Below are 18909 nucleotides of genomic sequence, written 5' to 3'. Positions count from 1 at the left end.
ACTCATATATAGTCAGTCCTATATAAATCTACTGATATGCTGTGGGCACAAAAAAAGCGCCTATTAATAGACGCTATTGATAAATATTACTTATAAAAGCTTCAAATAACAAAGTAGCTGTTTTTAGTAGCCATCTCTAATGATTGAGAATCTTTGACAAGAACATCTGCGCGCGCTCACTTTTTGCGCCTTCAAAAAACTCATCTTTACTACAGTTTTCGACGATATGACCTTCATCCATAAAGATAATCCGATTGGCAACCTGACTGGCGAAGCCCATTTCATGGGTCACACACATCATGGTCATACCATCACGGGTCAGCTCTACCATCACATCGAGCACCTCTTGAATCATCTCTGGATCAAGCGCAGAGGTTGGCTCATCGAATAGCATGGCTACCGGATCCATCGCCAAGGCCCGCGCAATCGCCACCCGCTGCTGCTGACCGCCAGATAGCTCCGCAGGATATTTCGCGGCTTGTACCGTCAGTCCGACGCGGTCAAGATAGGCCATGGCTTTTTGTTTGGCCTCGCTCTCTTTACGACCCAATACCTTAATCTGCGCGACCGTCAGATTATCGATAATGGTCAAATGCGGAAACAGCTCAAAATGCTGGAATACCATTCCCACACTGCTACGCAGCTTAGGTAAATTAGTCTTAGGTGCGCCAACAGAGATACCATTAACGATAATTTGTCCTTTTTGGAAAGGCTCAAGTCCGTTAACCGTTTTAATCAAGGTTGATTTCCCACTACCTGATGGACCACAGACCACGACGACATCGCCTTTATGGACATGAGCGGTACAGTCAGTCAGCACTTGAAAGTCGCCATACCACTTACTGACACTGTCTATTTCAATGACCATCTCATCAGTCGCATGACCATTATTTGTGACCAGTCCGCCAAAGTCATTTGTATAAGTGTCAGCACTATTTATCACTGGCTCATTCATCACTGGCTCCTAACCACATTATGTTCGGTAATCATTATTAAATAAAAGTACTTTAGTAAAAGTATCAGACTCAACCTATTCAACTAAAAAGCTTTGATTAAAACGCTTAAAACCTTAAGCGCTTTTGTAATTGCTGCACGCCGATAGAGGCGCTCAAGCTGATGATAAAGTAAATTGCTCCAGCACCTAAGATATAAGGTGTCAATAGACCCATCAACTCACCACGAACGTAAGCGGCGCGGAAAAAATCCGTCAAACCAATGGCAAAAACTAGCGTCGTATCTTGGAATAAGATAATACACTGCTGCAAAATCAGTGGCAGCATCTTGCGAAATGCTTGTGGCAAAATCACAAGGCGCATGGTCTGCCCATAAGTCATGCCCAAGGCTTTAGCGGCATTAACCTGTCCACTACCAATCGATTGGATACCAGCACGCACCACTTCTGAAAAGTAAGCGGCCTCAAACATCATAAAGGCGACGACACAAGAAGCAAAAGCGGCATCAAGCTGTAGGTACTTACCTGCTACCCAAAAATAAATCATCGGTACCGCAAAATAAAACCACAGCAGCACCAATAACAATGGTACAGAGCGGAAGTAATTAACGTATAACTTTGCTGGTATTTCAAGCGCTTTGATACCTGACAAGCGCATCAATGCCAATACCGTGCCTAAACTGATGCCACCAACAATCGCCAAAAACAGTACTTTTAAAGTCATGAGCATACCGCCCATGAGACCAGGATAAGCAGTAGCAAGTTCGGTCATCATACTCATTTCTGACTCCCTGCAATAAGCCCCGGCACACGCAGTTTGCGTTCAATAAAGCCCATAATGGCAATCAATGACAGGTTAAATACTAAATAGATAATCGTCGCATACGTATAAATCTCAATACTATTTTGCGTATACTCGCTGATGGTTTTGGTTTGGCTAATCAGCTCCATCACCCCCACTAAGGAAGCGACAGACGCGTTCTTAAAACAGTTGGTCAGCTCTGAGCTCAGCGGGGGCAAAATGATGCGGAAGGCTTGCGGTAACAGCACTTCTTTATAGACTTGTGGAATACTAAAACCCAGCGCGTAAGCGGCATTGATCTGCCCTTGGGGTAATGACTCGATACCTGTCCGTACCTGTTCGACGATACGAGCGGCGGTAAACAAACCAAGACCAATACTGGCTGAAAGCATGGCTGAAGTGTTGGGCGATAGGTCACGATACCACCAGTCCTGTATCGCTGGTGTCAACCAGCCGGGGGCGATATAGAACCAAAAAAATAGCTGGACAAGCAAAGGAATATTACGAAAAAACGTCACATACGCCGTACCGATCGTCCGCGCGGTCTTATTGGGTAAGGTGCGCATGATACCAAAGACGGTACCGACGACCATGGCGATTGTCCAAGCAATACTACCAATCAATAGCAGCCAGCCAAGACCCGTCATCATCCAATGGATATAAAGCTCGCTACCGATACCGGTATGCTCAAAGAGCACACCCCAGTTCCAGCTATAATTCATGGTTGGCTCTCCGAGCAGCGATTGATAAGCCGACGCGCCAGATGGGTTTTACCTATGACTCTGAGCACGTCAGCAAGCTATGTGGTGGGACAAGGAACGTTATTGCGCAGTCGCAGCTTTAGGCTGAGCGCTATCATGCGGATTGGCAATCAAAGCTTTTAAGTTGTCTGACATCTCAAAGTTTAGATTGACGTTTTTCGGTGGAATTGGGTTCAAGAACCATTTGTCATAGATGCTATTAATCTCACCAGAACTATAAACATTGGCAAGCGCTTCATCGACCACGGCTTTGAACTCAGGATCATCTTTACGCATCATACAACCATAGATCTCAAACGATTGTGGCTCACCGACGATGACCCATTCATCAGGATTTTTTGCTTTGGCTTTTTCGCCAGCCAGCAAGACATCGTCCATCATAAAGGCATCCGCACGGCCGTTTTCTAGCATCAAGAAGCCTTCGCCATGATCTTTTGCTGAGATAATATTGGTATTCATTTTATTATCATCATTGTACTGACGGATGTAACGCTCTGAGGTCGTACCCGACGTGGTGACTAGGGTTTTATCCTTTAAGTCAGCAAAATCATTGATACCTGAATCTTTTTTGGTCAATAGACGAGTGCCGATTTCGAAGAAACCATTGGAGAACGCTACCTGTTTTTGGCGCTCTTCGTTGTTGGTCGTTGAGCCACATTCGAAATCTACCGTACCGTTTTGTACCAATGGGATACGGGTTTGTGAGGTGATCAGGTTATAACGAATTTTTAGATCGGGCATGTTTAACTTTTGCTTGACTGCTTCCACCACTTTCATTTCTAAATCATGGGCATAGCCGATAGGCTGATTAGGATCATCAGCGATATAGGAGAATGGAATAGAGGAGTCACGGTGACCGACGACGATAGTGCCTGAATCTTTGATTTTTTGTAGCGTACCGTTAGGATTTGCTGCCGCTTCTGTGGCGGTCGCATCGCCTGCTGCTGACTCGTCAGTGGTTTGGTTGCTATTATTACAGCCCGTTAGGGCTAATGCCATAAACGCAACCAGAGTCAACGGTTTGGAGAATAAGTAGGTCATGAGATACATCCTTTTATCACAATATTGAAAGGATACTTGAGCGACATGAAGCTTATTGATTTGACAGTATCGCCCTGCATCCGTGCAGTTGTTGCTGTTATTTATCATAATGCAACTTAATGTTACTGTACAACAAATTTGCGGGTGGTGGTAAACTTTTTTTAATGAAACGACGACTTTCATTTTTAAGTGCTATACCAAGACGCAACGATTGAATGAAAGCCAGCCATTGCAAGAAATATCGACAGATACATTGAAGTACACAATGACAGATATATTGATAAACATCAGGTTAATTAATAATGACATTTATGCTAAATAAATGTCTTCAGACTTTAAAGCAATCGAGTAAATACGATTGATAAATCCTGAGCAATCCCCATAAAGCTAACAACTTCTTAATACTACAAATGACTTATGACCCAAGATACTCAAGTCCCAAATGTGGACAACCAAACTGCTGGCAACCCTACTGATAACGATATCCGCCAACGCTTTTTTATCGAAGACTCGCCCGTACGCGGTGACGTGGTGCGCCTATCACGCAGCTATGCGAGCACCATTGCTCAAAAGCCTTATCCTGAAGCGCTAAAACGCTTATTGGGTGAAATGCTGACAGCGGCAAGTTTGCTGATCAGTACCGTTAAAATCAATGGTCGTCTATCGATTCAACTGCAATCATCAGACAGCGATAGCCTGCTCAATTGGGCAATGGCAGAATGTGATCAAGACGGTATCATTCGTGCGCTTGCTAGCTGGAAAGGCGAGACGGATGAGCAGGTACAAGCGTGGGACAATATGACCCATGCCAAAGAAGCGTTTGCTGAACTTGGTGCGATGGGACAAGGCGTATTGTTTATCAATATTCAGCCTGATGGCGGTGAGCCATACCAAGGTATCGTCGAGCGCAGTCATGACAACTTGGCTGACTGCTTAGCGCATTATCAAAAGCAATCTGCGCAGATTCCAACGCTGATTAACTTGGCGTCTGATGGCCTACAGGCAGGTGGTATTTTAGTACAGATGCTACCGCGTACGGCTGAGGAAACCTATGAAGTCGAGCAAAACGAAGACGCGGGCATCGATGATGATTTGTGGACACGTTTAAGTGTGCTAACTCGTACAGTAAAAGCAGAAGAATTGACCACGCTGGATGCCAACGAGATTATTTATCGATTATATAACGAAGAAAACGTCGTAGCGCCCGATCCTGTTGCTTTGGCATTTGGTTGTACCTGCTCACGCGAGAAGTGTGAAATGGCGATTGAGCAAATCGGTGAAGCAGAAGCCTTAGAGATCGTCGAAGAGCAAGGCGGTACGTTTGAGATGGATTGCGGCTTTTGCGGTGAAGTTTATAAATTTAATAAAGACGATGTCGCAGCAGTATTTGCTGACTAATTTGTATTAATGCAAACCAATTATTATAAAAATCCCTCAAGTATGCTGCTTGAGGGGTTTTTGTTTTTTAACAGAGTCATTAGGGCGTGTCCTCATTTTAAAAATGGTCATAAAAATGAGATAAACTGCCGTCAAATGAGGAAAATAGCGCAAATAATATCGGGATATTAATCAGCTATTTGACGATACTTGGCAAGATTTAGCCCATTTAGAGACAAGCGCTTGAATTGAGGACATGCCCTAATAATGGATGAGTTTTTTTAATGATAAATGACTGCGAATAACAGCTCAGTACCTTTCTACACCGCTATATCTAAACTCCTAGGATAAGAATATATGCGCGTTCTACCAGCATAATCGCTTTTTCCATTATCAAGCAACCATTCAACGACTTGCTCACGCACCCTTCTACTATGAATTAAGTTCATATGATTGACGCCATAAAACACCGCTTTATGACCATCTGGGACAAATAACGCATGCTCGGCATCATCCTCGCCTAGCGCTGATGCGACCGATACCAAGCTATCGCCAAGTAAATCTGTCATCTTTGAATCATAATGAGTCTCGACCAAGGCACTAGCGACAAAATATGTTTTGATACCACTTGGCAGCCGTGCAGGATGGCGGAAATCTTGTGGTAGCACGCTACGACCTTCTAGAGACTTCCAATCAGCATCCCGAATGCTACCATGACGCAGATCAATAATACCGGCACTTCGCATATCGCCTAACTTGGCAAGTGAGCCTGCAAAGGGTAGCTTGGCGATAATATCTTGGACGTGGTTGCCGATGCGCTCAAGGACAGCCCCATGATGCGGCGAGCCTAACGTGATAAGATTGCCCACCCGTTTGACCCAATCCAAGCGTTCTTGCTGACCATAAAACAGTGCACTACGAGCGACCAAGCCGCCCATACTGTGCCCGACCAGATCTATCTGACTGATGTTTGGATTGTTATCCACTAAGTCTTTTAGCAATTGCGAGAATTTACGACCACTGCGTGAGATGCGTCGGCCAGTATTGTAGTCCAGCAACAGCACAGTAGTGTCTGGCTGGGTGTTCTTGATGGCATCATCGATACCATTACCTTCTCGCGATTGCCAGCTCAAGTGGCTCATACACAAACCATGACACAAAATGGTGACACGCCCTGATAGCGCGTCACGTTGCAGATTGCCGTCTCTGTCGTATAGCACCATCGGCACCGCAAGCGCATTACCATTATTCACGAGGTGATCGCCCATGACACCATTGAGGACATTGACCAGCTTTTTTAACGAATCTGGTAGTGGTCGCGCACTTTTTTGACTAATGATGTTTTTGTAGATACGCAGCACCGATGCGAGATTATTGCCCACCATCAGCATGATATGGCGTATCGTGCCATAGATGCGTCCGGTGATACCACGTTGCCAATTGTTAACATTGCCTTCGTTAAAACGCCCCAAAGGACGCAAGATAACTTCGCGGTGGATGGCTTCTACAATCTCAGTGACCTCAACCACCCCCATCGTCGCCAGCTGTGCTAAGCCCTCAAAAAAATCAGCCAACGAGATAGGCTCACGCGACGTTGTCGCATTGTTATCATCTGCCAATAGTTTGACCAACTCATCGACATCGATGGCTTCAAGCTGGTCTATTTGCTCGTACAAATCACCATGCAGCGGCATGCTATCGTCTGAGACGAAATGCGCCTCAAGTTCATGGCGGTTGCGGGCATCGCTGTTAGCGCTATCAGGGATAACACTATCAGCATAAGATAAATTTGGACGATTCATAATAGTGAAACATTCAGCAAAGAGGATAGTTTTACATACTATCCTTTAAATGAGCTAAATAGAAGGGAATGATTTGACCTTCGCGTATGTTTCTTGACAAATAACTTAATAATTTTATAGAGATAAGCCTTAGACGATGTCATTGATCTCATAAAAACAAAAGAATCCCAAGCCATTACTTGGGATTTTTTTGACTGATTAATTTTTTATAAATTTGTTATATATAGTTAATCGCTTATATAAAGGACTCGGCCAGTATAACATCGCCATCCTCGCGCGTAATCATGACCGTGGCTGAACGTGGCGTACTGCCACCAGCGATGGCGCCCCAAGTATTACCAGGATGCTGAATATTGATAAACAGCGTTTTAAAATCTGGCGTCATGGTAATACCTGTCACTTCGCAGCCCTCAGGACCAACGAAAAAACGTTTGATATTGTTATCACTAGCAAGCATGCCGACTGGCGTTTGTTGCCCAGCCGAAGTGGTGGTCAGCGCACCATCATTCACCTTGCCCGGTAGCGCCGCCAGTAACATGCAGTTCGTGGTATCGGTATACGCACCATCATCGGTCTGAATCCACAACACACCACGTGGGTCAAAGTATAAGCCGTCTGGCGAGGACAAATCATTGCTGGCATTTAACTGCGATAAATTCTCTGCGGACAAACCACTAGGCGCAGCAAACAGATAAATATCCCATTCAAAGGTCGTTGCCGCATGATCGCCGCCCGCTTCTGCCCAGCGGATGATATGCCCATTGTCATTGCCACGCGCTTTGCCACCTGCTTCATAGCTGCGCGGATTGGATGCTGAAACGGGCTGGTCGTCACGCTCGCCGCGATATTTATTATTGGTCAAGGTCACGTACACCTCGCCAGTCATGGGGCTGACTGACACCCATTCAGGTCGATCCATCTTGGTTGCACCTAGCGCGTCAGCAGCAGCACGGACAAAGATTAAAACCTCATCCTGTCCATTGAAAGGCAGGTCGCGATTAGAAGCGTCCAGTCCATTTTGACCATGAATCAGTGCCTTCCATTCGCCTCGACCATTTTCATTAAAGGTCGCGACGTAGAGCGTGCCCTCATTCATATACTTGTCGCCAGCTTTTAGGCCGCCACCGATATCAGTATTTGACCATGTGGCTTTGGAGACGAATTTATAGATATACTCACCGCGCGCATCATCGCCCATATAAAAGACCACGGGCTTGCCTTGCTCAACAGGCGCGTAGGCACAGTTTTCATGCGCGAAACGCCCTAGTGCGGTACGCTTTCGTGGTACGGATTGCGGCTCAAACGGGTCAATTTCGGTGATATAACCAAAGGTATTAAAGCCATTACGGTAATCATCGGCAGCGCTTGCTCCAACGGCAGTCATGTCCCAACGTGAGAATTCGTCAGGGATTTTGGCGTCTTTGGCCTCAGGTGTGTGCCATAAATATTCAAAGCCAGCAAAGTTCTCTGTTGCCCCATAGCGCTTACGACCATAGTTATGTTCAGCACTCAATTGACTGGCATCTTGTCCACGCGCGAATACCCCTAGGAAGTTCTCTTCGGTGGTCAGATACGTGCCCCAAGGTGACAGCCCTGCACCACAATTATTATTGATGCCGCGAGTCTGAAAACCGGTCGGGTCAAATTTGGTCTTAACCAAATCAGAACCAGCAACAGGCCCCGCCAATTGCGTCGTGGTACTACTGGTAATACGGCGATTGTATTTTGAATCAGTCACCATCTCATAGCCTATCCCATTGGCGCGTCGACTCATCTCAACCACCGCAACGCCATGGCAATTAACCTCTCGGCGTACATCGCTCGCGAGGCGACGGTTCTGGAATATCGGCGCAGCATCATTATCTTGAGTCACATAATAGCCAAACGGGCTAAGCTCGCTACTATTCACGTACTCATGGTTCATGACCAGCAGACCATTATCTGACGCTTTAGCATCATACGCGCCGCCTTTCTTACCAAAGAACCACATGCCATCATGATTGTCACCCATACGCCATTCAAACGATTCAGCAGACTGCTCACGATTGTCTTTCCAGTCATCGATACCAGACATGAGTGGCGTACCCAGTGGTAATATCATCTCCGCTTTGTAGCCTTCAGCGACGCTCATCGTTTCGGCAGTGGAATGCGCCACTGCGGTAAACTTCAAGGCTTCCGGACGCTTGAGATCACCTTGTGCAGGAATAGCAGCATTGTCATTGTTGCCTGCGCTATTATCGATAGTATTACTGTCATCGTCGTCACTACAGCCAACCAACGGTAACGCGCCAAAAAAAGCGGCTGCTGTCAATCCTGTGCCACCTTTTAAGATACTGCGGCGATTCAAGCGGCGGCTAATAATGGTTTGAAAATCTATATTATCGCTAGGGTTAGAGTCCTCAACGACTTCGTGGGCAAGCAGTTGCTTATTATTCAATACTGTCATTATCAGTCACCTTGCTGTTGGCTGGGTTGGCATAAAAAGGCTCGTTGCGGTGGTATCTTGTCCGCCACAACAATACGAATTACACTTAAGTCTACCGAGCATTTATGACAGTACGTTGAAAGCCAGATGACAGTTTGATGACAATCCTTTTGATAAAGAATCGCTGATGAAGAGCTTTTATAGCCACTAATAAAACAAAAATCCCAAGCGTTGACTTGGGATTTTTTATTACTATAGACTGTTCGATTTGAAAGTAGTACAAGGTAACCAAGTGTAGAGGTACCAGTCATACTTCAAGCGAGGTTAACGCTGTCACACTTTTATAGTGGATTAACTATAGACAACGAACTTAGCAAGTTTATTGCACTTGCGCCTGCCATTCATGTGCGCCCAACTTTAGCATGAGCTTATCACCTGCATGCAATATACCCACACCGCTTGGCGTGCCAGTCATGATGACATCGCCTGCTTGCAAGCTAAACGCATGACTGATATTGGCCAATAATTCATAAACCGGAAACAACATCAAAGCGCTCTCACCATCTTGCTTAAGCGTGTCATTGATGGTCAGTTGATAATGCACATCGGTAAAGTCACCGAAGGCTTGCGGGTCGAGCCAGTCAGCGAGTACACAAGCACCGTCGAAACACTTGGCACGCTCCCATGGATGACCTTTTTCTTTTAACTCAGTTTGCAAGTCACGCAAGGTCAAATCTAGTCCTAAGGTCACGCCACCAATCGCCCGCTGGGCTTGCTCAATCGTCGCGGCTGATAGGTCTGCCGATAGCTGAACGCATAGTTCCGCTTCATAATGCGTATCGCCGAATACTTCTGGATTTGGGCGGATAACGCCTTGACGAATAGAGACCACCGCAGAGGCTGGCTTCATAAATAGCATGGGCGCGGCTGGCACCTCATTACCCAATTCGTGAGCATGAGCGGCATAGTTACGACCGACGCAGACGACCTTTCCGATGGGTGCGCGTAAGCTCTGATTGACACTCGCAGCGCCGTCATCATCATTGACATTTGCGGCAATGGCATCGACTAATGACATATGTGGTGATTGGCTCATACTAGACTCTCACAGCAAAATTATGGAAATTTTTATTGGCAAATTTAGTATTATCCAATATGACTTTAGCGATAAATCACTTTAATAATAAATCATTAAGGAATCGTATTGGTCATCACATCTGGTGGCACATAGCTGGCATGACGGTTCATTCTTTTTTCAAACAGTCTAAAGCTAAATAAGATCACCCACGATAACAACAAATAGACGATACCGGCTGCAAAGAACAATTCCATCAAGGTATAAGTACGGGCACTAATCGTACGAGCAACGCCCGTAATATCCATCAAAGCAATGGTTGACGCCAGAGCGCTGCCCTTTAGCATAAAGATAACTTCGTTACTGTAAGCGGGAATCACAATGCCAAAAGCACGCGGTAAGGTAATACGAGTCAGCTTCTGCCATTTTGACATCCCAATCGCATCAGCAGCTTCGAGCTCGCCCACGGGAATGTTTTGAATCGCGCCGCGAATGATTTCTGCCAAATAAGCGCTGGTATTGAGCGTGAAGGCAATGATGGCACACCAATAGGCTTGGCTCAGCACTGGCTCCCATAAGAATGAATCACGTACCGCTTCGAACTGACCAAGACCATAATAAATCAAAAATATCTGCACCAGTAGTGGCGTGCCACGGAAAAAGAAGATATATAAAAAGGGCAGTATCTGTACCACCCAATTTTTAGACAGTCGTAACAGCGCTAAAATCAGACCAAAGAACAGTCCTATAATACCTGAGATGACCACAAGCTGAACGGTCAAAACCGCGCCGCCTAGTAAGTCAGGGATATGCTCAAAAATAACCTGCCAATTCCAATCCATAGTATCTCTCCTCTATCCTATGGTCGATTGACGTTGAACGGATTGACGACTCAGCTTTTTAGCATAGCGCGCCGCTGGGTTGGCACGCCATTCAAGCCACATCATAAAACCCGTAATCAGCACGGTTAAACCCAGATAGATAATCGCCGCCGCCATATAAAAAGTAAACGGCTGCTGTGTTGACTGCGCCGCGCGCGAAGACTGATACATGATATCTTTGAGACCAACCACCGATACCAATGCCGTGTCCTTGAGCAACACCAAAAATAGATTGCCCAATCCGGGCAGCGCAATCTGCCATACTTGCGGTAGGGTAATACGATAAAAGGTCTGAAAAGGACGCATGCCTATCGCTTGCGCCGCCTCACGTTGGCCTATCGGAATCTCTTGAATCGACATGCGGAAAATTTCAGTCGCATAGGCACCAAAAGCAATCGACAACGCCATGACGCCGCCCCAAAAAGCACTAATTTCGACATAGTCGTTATAGCCGAACTTTTTGAGAATGCTCATCAGCAGTATAGAGCCGCCATAATAGATAAACAGCACCAAGAGCAGCTCAGGAATCCCGCGCATAGTGGCGGTATAAACAGTCGCAAGCTTACGTAGCAGCCAGATATTTGACAGCTTAGCTGTGGCACCGAGCAGACCTAAAAACATGCCGATGACTAAACTGGTCATGGCAAGTTGTATGGTGACGGTAGCGCCGCTTAATAGAAGCGCGCCAAATCCTTGTAAATCAAACACAATTATCCACTCAGTCTCTTTATATTAGCAATATTAGCAAAATATGAGTTAAAAGAATCAGCATCAATAGCTGAGCGCTGCCTATAACCGTATTTTATATCAAATTGATACGGACAATCTGTTTAATAGCACGACAACAGATTAATACCATCATAGAAGCGGTAATTGACACAGTAGAAATGAGCGCCGATTTTATCATATTCGCTCGCCGCTATGTTAATACTGACACGTAAAAGCGCGCCCTAAATCGCCACTTATCTCTACAAAAAGAAAATAAATAAGCAAGATTTGACCAAAGTTGACCCTCAATATTGATTCAATCAGCAAGATGTCATCGAAGCGTTCAAATTATTACACAAAAGGTTATAAGGCATTCTATAAAACAATAAAAAAGGACATCACCATTATAGTAATGTCCTCGTTATTAATACTAAAGTTTCAAACCTTACGATAATATTTATATTAAACGGTTATTGCGCGGTGCTATCTACCACTGGCTGCTCAGTATTTTCTAACGTAGCGTCCGTAACTATGCTGTTACTAGCGGCTGGCACGGCAAAGTACTTTTGATTGATTTTGTCATAAGTACCATTGGCCTTTAGATTGGCTAATGACTGATTGATCTTTGCTTGTAGTGCCTCATCATTAGGACGCACCGCTATGGCAAAGTTATCATTAATATCAATCTCATCACCTTTTAGAACATAATTACTGCCTGTGGGTGAGCTAAGCCACTCTAACGCCGGTAGTTTGTCAGATATCATTGCATCAACGCGACCGGAACCCAAATCTAAAAAGGCATTACTCAAGGTATCATAGAGCTTCATATTGGCTTTTGGATACGTATTCTCTAACCACTGCGAAGAGATGGTCGAGCGCTGCGCGGCAATCGAGTGCGCATTGATATCATCGCTGTTGCTTGGCTCAAAGCTGCTGTCTTTTTTGGCCAAAAAAACCAACGTATTACTAAAGTAAGGATTCGTAAAGGCAACTTGTTGCTCACGCTCAGGGGTCACTGACATCGCCGCGACGATGGCATCATATTTACCAGCCTTGAGACCAGGGATAATACCATCCCAGTCTTGGGCAGTAATCTCGCAGGTGACTTGCATATCATCGCAAAGGGCATTGGCCATATCCACATCGAAGCCGCCGAGTGTGCCATCTGCATTGGTATAGTTGAAAGGAGCATAAGCGCCTTCAGTACCGATACGTAGCACCTCCTCTGTCGCCGCAGTTGCGGTCTCAGTGGTCTCATTAGCTGCAGAGTTGCTGTCGTCAGCACTGTTTTGACTGTTGTTACAACCCGCTAAAGTAAAGACAGCAGCCATGCCCAACAGCGGCATAGACCAGCGGCTGGTCGTTACCAGCGTTCTGATTGAGGTACGAGTCATATTGAGGGCTGGGATAAGATAGTGGCTCATGATCATCCTTGATATTTATACAGTAGAAAACAGCTTAGTAAAACAACGCCTGCCTTTTATTAGGGCGTGTCTCATATTAGGACATGCCCTAGGCCAAACTCGTCCTAGTTGGTTGCCGTTTCTGTTTGTTCTTCTTCAGCAATCACTGCATTGGCATCGACATTACCTTCATCAACGACAACCACTTGCTCAACACTACCATTAGCGGCTGTTTTTTGTGCAGCAGCCGTTGTGCTAGTACCAAAATAGCTGCCAGTGATTTGATCATAGGTGCCATTGGCTTTTAGCTCTGCCAATGCTGCGTTAAATTTGGCAACTAGTGGATCACCTTTACGGAAGGCAATACCCATGGCGTCATCATTGGTGCTGATCTCTTGACCTTTGACTTCGTAGTCTTTGCCCGCTTCCGTTTTTAGCCAGTCAATACCCGTTACTTTATCAGACATCATCGCACGTACACGACCTGAGGTGAGATCTAGATAAGCGTTGTCCTGAGTATCATAAAGCTTGACATCGGCATCGGCATGTTCGTCCTGCAAGTACTGTGACGCAACCGTTGAGCGCTGTGAGGCGACGGGCTGGCCTTTGAGAGCTTCTACGCTGATATCATCACCTTTTTTACCGATTAAGATGATGCCACTGTGGAAGTAAGGGTCGCTAAATTCCACGACTTCTTTACGCTCAGGGGTGATTGACATCCCTGCGATGGCCGCATCAAATTTCTGTGCATTCAGTCCCGGAATCAGACCATCCCAATCTTGGGAGATGACTTCACACTCTGCTTTCATTTGCGCACATAGTGCATCGACCAGCTCAATCTCATAGCCGATCAGTTTGCCATCGGCATCTGTGTAGCTAAAAGGCTTATAGCTTGATTCGGTGGCGATTTTGATGTTCAACGGTGTATCAGTTGCCGCATCAGCTTCGGCACTGTCTGTTGGTGCTGAGCTATTATTACACCCTGCTAGCATTAGCATGGCAGCGCTGAGCGGCGCAAGCCAAAAGGCTTTTTTGGTCATTAATGATGTCATTGAAATGGTCATGTTTGCTATTCCTTAATATATTTACCAGCCGTGTATTAACCCACTATTCGTTGATCGACGCTTATTCGTTAAAGCTTATTCATCAACGCTTACTGATCAAAATTAATTTGCTCAAGACGTGCCAGCTCACCATTACTACGGATTTCGCTAAGCGCTTTGTTAAATTCGTCTCTGAGTGGGTCGCCTTTACGGACAGCAATAGCAATATTATCGTCGTTATCAATCTCATCACCAACGACGCCGAAGCCTTCAGTATTGTCTGCTAACCATGACTTGGCTGAGACTTTTTCAGCCAATACCGCATCGCTACGTCCAGATTTTAGATCCAGATAAGCATTGTCATAATTGTCATAAAGCTTGACGGTGTTGCCGTCTTTGCCTTCATAGTTGTCTTGTAGGTACGCGCCTGGCGTCGTTGAACGTTGACCGCCAAGGGTTAGGTTTTTGATTGCCATCGGATCAAAGCTGCCTTTGGTATCGGTCAGCCATACCATAGTATTGGCAAAATAGGGCTCACTGAAATCGACTTTTTCTTGGCGTTCAGCGGTGATAGACATACCAGCGACCACAGCATCATACTTTTGTGCCAACAAACCCGGAATGATACCGTCCCAATCTTGGGCAACGATTTCACATTTGGCTTGCATCTGATCACACAGGGCATTGGCAACGTCAATATCAAAACCGGCCAGCGTACCATCGGCATTGGTGTAGTTAAAAGGAGGGTAAGCGCCTTCGGTTGCGATACGAATGGTTTTGCCAGCCGTTTCTGCTGCTGGCGCATCGGCGTTGGTAGCAGCCGTTTCATCAGCAGGTTGACTACAAGCACTCAGCATTAACGCTGCAGTGACGGTCATCGATGACCATAATAGGCGAGAATTCGACATCATACATTCCTTAAGTTCTAATGGGTTTTTTAGGGTTCTGATATTTTGTTCTCTGACTTCCCTGCCAGACAAGCAATATAGATAGCAGAAAATGCAAGCAACCGTTATTAACGACCGCCTGTCAACCTTTTGATAATACCTGAGTAAAATATCAAAAACAAACGTTTTGCATACCGACTGTTATTATTGGGTAATAAATGGTCAACGGTACTTACCAATCAGCAGTTTGCGCAGCATAAGCCCATGTGCAATAAAAGCTTAATCACCATGAGCGACGATACGTTTTATCGGAATGCATCATCATTCTAAATGTCATTGGCTAAATATTATTGGTCAAGCGTCAGTGGTTATAGGTGTTGACGATGCGATGCCATAAAGTCTTTGACACGCTCAGAGGTAGGATTATCAAAGACTTGTTCGGGCGTACCCATCTCTTCAACGATTCCTTGATGTAAGAATACGACTTGGCTGGAGACTTCACGGGCAAAACGCATCTCATGAGTGACGATTAGCATGGTGCGCCCCTCTTCTGCCAATTCACGCATGACCGCCAGTACTTCATTCACCAGCTCTGGATCTAACGCTGACGTTGGCTCATCAAACAATAATACTCGTGGCTGCATAGCAAGGGCACGGGCAATAGCGACGCGCTGGCGCTGACCACCGGATAAATTGGCAGGATAAGCGTCTTTTTTATCCAGCAGACCCACTTTATCGAGCAGTTTTTCAGCATCGCTAATGGCTTGATCTTTTTTAATCTTTAAAACTTGCGTTGGCCCTTCGATGATGTTTTGCAAAATCGTTTTGTGTGGCCACAAGTTGAAGTTCTGAAAGACGAAGCCCACCCGCGCACGCAAACTCTCTAATTGCTTGATATCTGCGGCTTGAAGCTCACCTGATTTACTGGGCTTTAACATCAGCTCGTCGTTACCAATGATGATACGACCCTGATTGGGCTTTTCAAGCAGATTAATACAGCGCAATAAGGTAGATTTACCAGAGCCAGACGAGCCTAAAATAGAGATCACATCACCATCATAGGCGGTGAGCGACACCCCTTTTAGTACTGCCAATGAGCCATAGCTTTTATGGACGTCTTGTAAATCTAAGGCGATAGGCCGAGTCGGATTTTTTGCAATATCAAGCATGGTTCAGCAGACTTCCAATAAATATGAGTGAATACGAAAATAAAAAACAGCACTATATATATAGTATAAATCAATGCTCTATAGACCGCTTTATATGATAGCGCGATGACTGATGTGCCATAAGAGAGGTATTGTCTCCTATAATGCAGAGAAAACGCAAACTTTGCACAGCATTGGCTCATGAATCAGCCAATAAATGACTGGCACAAAAAAGCCCAGACTGCATTTAAACGCTGGGCTTTATTTTATCACTTTAGCGTACAAGACGTTGTTTTATCTGAGCATCGAGTCATCATACTTCAACCTGACGTCTTGAGACGATTTTTGACGTACTCATTTAATAGGTTGAGACGTGCTCTTGTTGTTCAGAGCCGTCTAATACGTCGTCGTCAGCAGTCGCGACAGCCACATCATCTTTATTGCCCACTGCCATAGCCTCATCGTCGGCACTAGCAATGGCTATATCATTTTCTGTCGCTTTGTCAGCCGTTGAGACACCAGTGGCGCCTTGCTCGACTTCGACTTGGGCGTCAGTCGCGGTACCGGCCTCAGCCGTTGTTGCTTCTTTATCAGCACAAGCGCCTAGCATTAAGGTTGCAGCGGCTAGCGTGGCATACAACCATTTTTTACCTTTGTCATTCTTGTCATTAATGATAGCCATTGTCCTTCTCCATGCTCGTTAATCGATAAATTGATAGTCAACAATTTGTAGACTTAGTCGTTACTATACTGACCATCGGCACTGGTATCCTTAGTAATTGCAGCGCAGTTCTGTTAAAAACACGTAATTATCAATTCATTTTGTAATGACACTCATATCGTTTTATTTTAGGTTAGCGATTACAACCACCTCGCTATAAAAAACCTCTATAAGCGCTTTGTAAAGCGGGTTCTGTTCACAAATTCAACTTTACTATCGACCTAATCTGCTCTATGTTAAATGACATAGCGCTATAATCGCGCTCAGAACCATTTTTTGTAGACTATTGATGATATTTGGCAGTTTTTCTGCCTTTTTAGGTATTTTTGCAGCTATTTTAGTTACTTTTAATCAGTTAATAGAAATAATGATTTAATAAAACTGATCATTTGATCAAAGCAATGATTTGATAGAAGTAACCCTTTGATAAAAATTGAGTGTCTGTCATTACTTAGTCTACGAATCGTTAAATTAGAAATATAAGGAAAAAGATTTATGAGTCAATCGAACACCACAGACGTTACCACCTATATGCAATCTGTTGGCAAACAAGCGCGCGCCGCATCACGTGCTTTAGCTGCGGCCAATACGGGTGACAAAAATGCCGCTTTGATGTCGATTTATGACGTCCTGATGAATGCCAAACAGGATATTTTGTCTGCCAATAAAATCGATATGGACAATGGTCAAAAAAACAACTTAGACGCCGCCTTGCTTGACCGTCTAGAGCTAAACGATGCGCGCTTCGACGGTATGCTACAAGGTTTAAAAGACGTATCGGCGTTACCTGATCCTATCGGCGAAGTCACTGACATGACTTACCAGCCATCAGGGATTCATTTGGGCAAAATGCGTGTACCACTCGGCGTGGTCGGTATGATTTATGAGTCGCGTCCTAACGTCACATTGGAAGCCGCCTCTCTTGCTCTAAAGTCGGGCAATGCGATTATATTGCGCGGTGGTTCTGAAGCATTCGAATCCAACCAAGCAATCGCCAAATGTATCTTAGAAGGTCTAAAAAAAGTCGGACTGTCTGAGCACAGTGTGCAAGTACTACAAACGACCGATCGCGCTGCTGTCGGCGAGCTGATTACGATGACAGAATATGTCGATGTAATCGTGCCACGCGGCGGTAAGGGTTTGATTGAGCGTATTAGCCGCGATGCCAAAGTTCCTGTGATTAAGCATCTAGATGGTAACTGCCATACCTTTATTGACAGTGATGCCGATCCTGAGATTGCTATCAAAGTCAGCGTCAATGCCAAAACCCATCGCTATGGTACTTGCAATACCATGGAGACCCTCTTGGTCGATGAATCAGTTGCCAATGAGCTATTACCAAAAATTGCTGAAGCTATCGTAAAAGCTGATGATGCCATGCAACTGCGCCTTGATGATAAAGCACAGGCTATCTTAAATGACAATGCTACCCTTCAAGGGCATTTGTCAGCGGCGACTAGCGCAGACTGGGATACAGAGTACCTTGCACCTATATTAGCGGTGAAAGTGGTATCGGGTATCGATGAAGCGATTGAGCATATCAATACCCATGGCAGCCAGCATACCGACGTTATCATTACTGACAACTATACCAAGTCGCAGCGTTTTATCCGCGAAGTAGACTCAGCCAGCGTGATGATTAACGCCTCTAGCCGCTTTGCTGATGGTTTTGAATATGGTCTGGGTGCAGAGATTGGCATCTCAACCGACAAAATTCATGCGCGTGGTCCTGTTGGACTAGAAGGTTTGACCTCACAAAAATGGATCGTTTATGGTCATGGTGAGACACGCACCTAATTTATTGCGCTCCGCCCTATCATCTACCGTCTAAATTAACGTATAATCCAAAAAAAACGTCAGCTTAATTGCTGGCGTTTTTTATG

The 18909-nt window shown here is 45.2% G+C and carries 16 protein-coding genes; 2 read left to right on the top strand and 14 right to left on the bottom strand.

What is annotated here, in order from left to right; all coding sequences use genetic code 11:
• Nucleotides 1-136 precede the first annotated feature (136 nt).
• The 4 genes from HQR03_RS03325 to HQR03_RS03310 all read right to left on the bottom strand — a co-directional run bounded on the left by HQR03_RS03325 (nt 137) and on the right by HQR03_RS03310 (nt 3556).
• A complete protein-coding gene (locus HQR03_RS03325) occupies nt 137-868 on the bottom strand; it encodes an amino acid ABC transporter ATP-binding protein (protein ID WP_173239201.1) in 732 nt (243 codons plus the stop codon).
• Between the two features lie 193 nt (nt 869-1061).
• Entirely contained in the window at nt 1062-1733 is a 672-nt protein-coding gene (locus HQR03_RS03320) for an ABC transporter permease subunit (protein WP_101211769.1), read from the bottom strand.
• Complete coding sequence (locus HQR03_RS03315; RefSeq protein WP_025651659.1) at nt 1730-2476, bottom strand: amino acid ABC transporter permease; 747 nt, start codon at nt 2474-2476, stop codon at nt 1730-1732. The genes HQR03_RS03320 and HQR03_RS03315 overlap by 4 nt, the downstream gene beginning before the upstream one ends.
• Before the next feature lie 99 nt (nt 2477-2575).
• On the bottom strand, nt 2576-3556 hold the full coding sequence (locus HQR03_RS03310) for a glutamate/aspartate ABC transporter substrate-binding protein (RefSeq protein ID WP_272487607.1): 981 nt from the start codon (nt 3554-3556) through the stop codon (nt 2576-2578).
• A 417-nt stretch (nt 3557-3973) separates the two neighbouring features.
• Between HQR03_RS03310 and hslO the strand changes: the two genes are divergently transcribed.
• Nucleotides 3974-4954, top strand: a complete 981-nt coding sequence (gene hslO, locus HQR03_RS03305) for an Hsp33 family molecular chaperone HslO (protein WP_173239123.1) — start codon at nt 3974-3976, stop codon at nt 4952-4954.
• A 299-nt stretch (nt 4955-5253) separates the two neighbouring features.
• Here the strand turns inward: hslO and HQR03_RS03300 are convergent, their stop codons facing one another.
• From HQR03_RS03300 to HQR03_RS14120, 10 genes are all read right to left on the bottom strand, one after another.
• Nucleotides 5254-6735 carry an alpha/beta fold hydrolase gene (locus HQR03_RS03300; protein ID WP_173239122.1) on the bottom strand — a complete coding sequence of 494 codons (1482 nt, stop codon included), beginning with the start codon at nt 6733-6735 and terminating at the stop codon, nt 5254-5256.
• Between the two features lie 235 nt (nt 6736-6970).
• On the bottom strand, nt 6971-9181 hold the full coding sequence (locus HQR03_RS03295) for a PhoX family protein (protein ID WP_173239121.1): 2211 nt from the start codon (nt 9179-9181) through the stop codon (nt 6971-6973).
• A 358-nt stretch (nt 9182-9539) separates the two neighbouring features.
• Nucleotides 9540-10256 carry a fumarylacetoacetate hydrolase family protein gene (locus HQR03_RS03290; RefSeq protein ID WP_217271530.1) on the bottom strand — a complete coding sequence of 239 codons (717 nt, stop codon included), beginning with the start codon at nt 10254-10256 and terminating at the stop codon, nt 9540-9542.
• A 95-nt stretch (nt 10257-10351) separates the two neighbouring features.
• Nucleotides 10352-11077, bottom strand: a complete 726-nt coding sequence (locus tag HQR03_RS03285; RefSeq protein ID WP_025651665.1) for an ABC transporter permease — start codon at nt 11075-11077, stop codon at nt 10352-10354.
• Nucleotides 11078-11089: 12 nt separating this feature from the next.
• Nucleotides 11090-11824 carry an ABC transporter permease gene (locus HQR03_RS03280; protein WP_025651666.1) on the bottom strand — a complete coding sequence of 245 codons (735 nt, stop codon included), beginning with the start codon at nt 11822-11824 and terminating at the stop codon, nt 11090-11092.
• A 470-nt stretch (nt 11825-12294) separates the two neighbouring features.
• A complete protein-coding gene (locus HQR03_RS03275; protein WP_413772500.1) occupies nt 12295-13155 on the bottom strand; it encodes an ABC transporter substrate-binding protein in 861 nt (286 codons plus the stop codon).
• 197 nt (nt 13156-13352) lie between these two features.
• Complete coding sequence (locus HQR03_RS03270; RefSeq protein WP_173239120.1) at nt 13353-14291, bottom strand: transporter substrate-binding domain-containing protein; 939 nt, start codon at nt 14289-14291, stop codon at nt 13353-13355.
• An 89-nt stretch (nt 14292-14380) separates the two neighbouring features.
• Nucleotides 14381-15178, bottom strand: a complete 798-nt coding sequence (locus HQR03_RS03265) for a transporter substrate-binding domain-containing protein (protein ID WP_037024999.1) — start codon at nt 15176-15178, stop codon at nt 14381-14383.
• Nucleotides 15179-15525: 347 nt separating this feature from the next.
• Complete coding sequence (locus tag HQR03_RS03260) at nt 15526-16326, bottom strand: ABC transporter ATP-binding protein (RefSeq protein WP_025651670.1); 801 nt, start codon at nt 16324-16326, stop codon at nt 15526-15528.
• A gap of 337 nt (nt 16327-16663) precedes the next feature.
• A complete protein-coding gene (locus HQR03_RS14120; RefSeq protein WP_201582397.1) occupies nt 16664-16987 on the bottom strand; it encodes a hypothetical protein in 324 nt (107 codons plus the stop codon).
• Between the two features lie 534 nt (nt 16988-17521).
• On the opposite strand from HQR03_RS14120, the gene HQR03_RS03250 reads away from it, so the two are divergent.
• Complete coding sequence (locus HQR03_RS03250) at nt 17522-18823, top strand: glutamate-5-semialdehyde dehydrogenase (protein WP_173239119.1); 1302 nt, start codon at nt 17522-17524, stop codon at nt 18821-18823.
• Nucleotides 18824-18909 lie beyond the last annotated feature (86 nt).

It is taken from the genome of Psychrobacter okhotskensis (assembly GCF_013248965.1).
GTDB lineage: Bacteria > Pseudomonadota > Gammaproteobacteria > Pseudomonadales > Moraxellaceae > Psychrobacter > Psychrobacter okhotskensis.
Note: the sequence above shows the minus strand (reverse complement) of the source record. Positions and strands in the feature narration are given on the sequence as shown.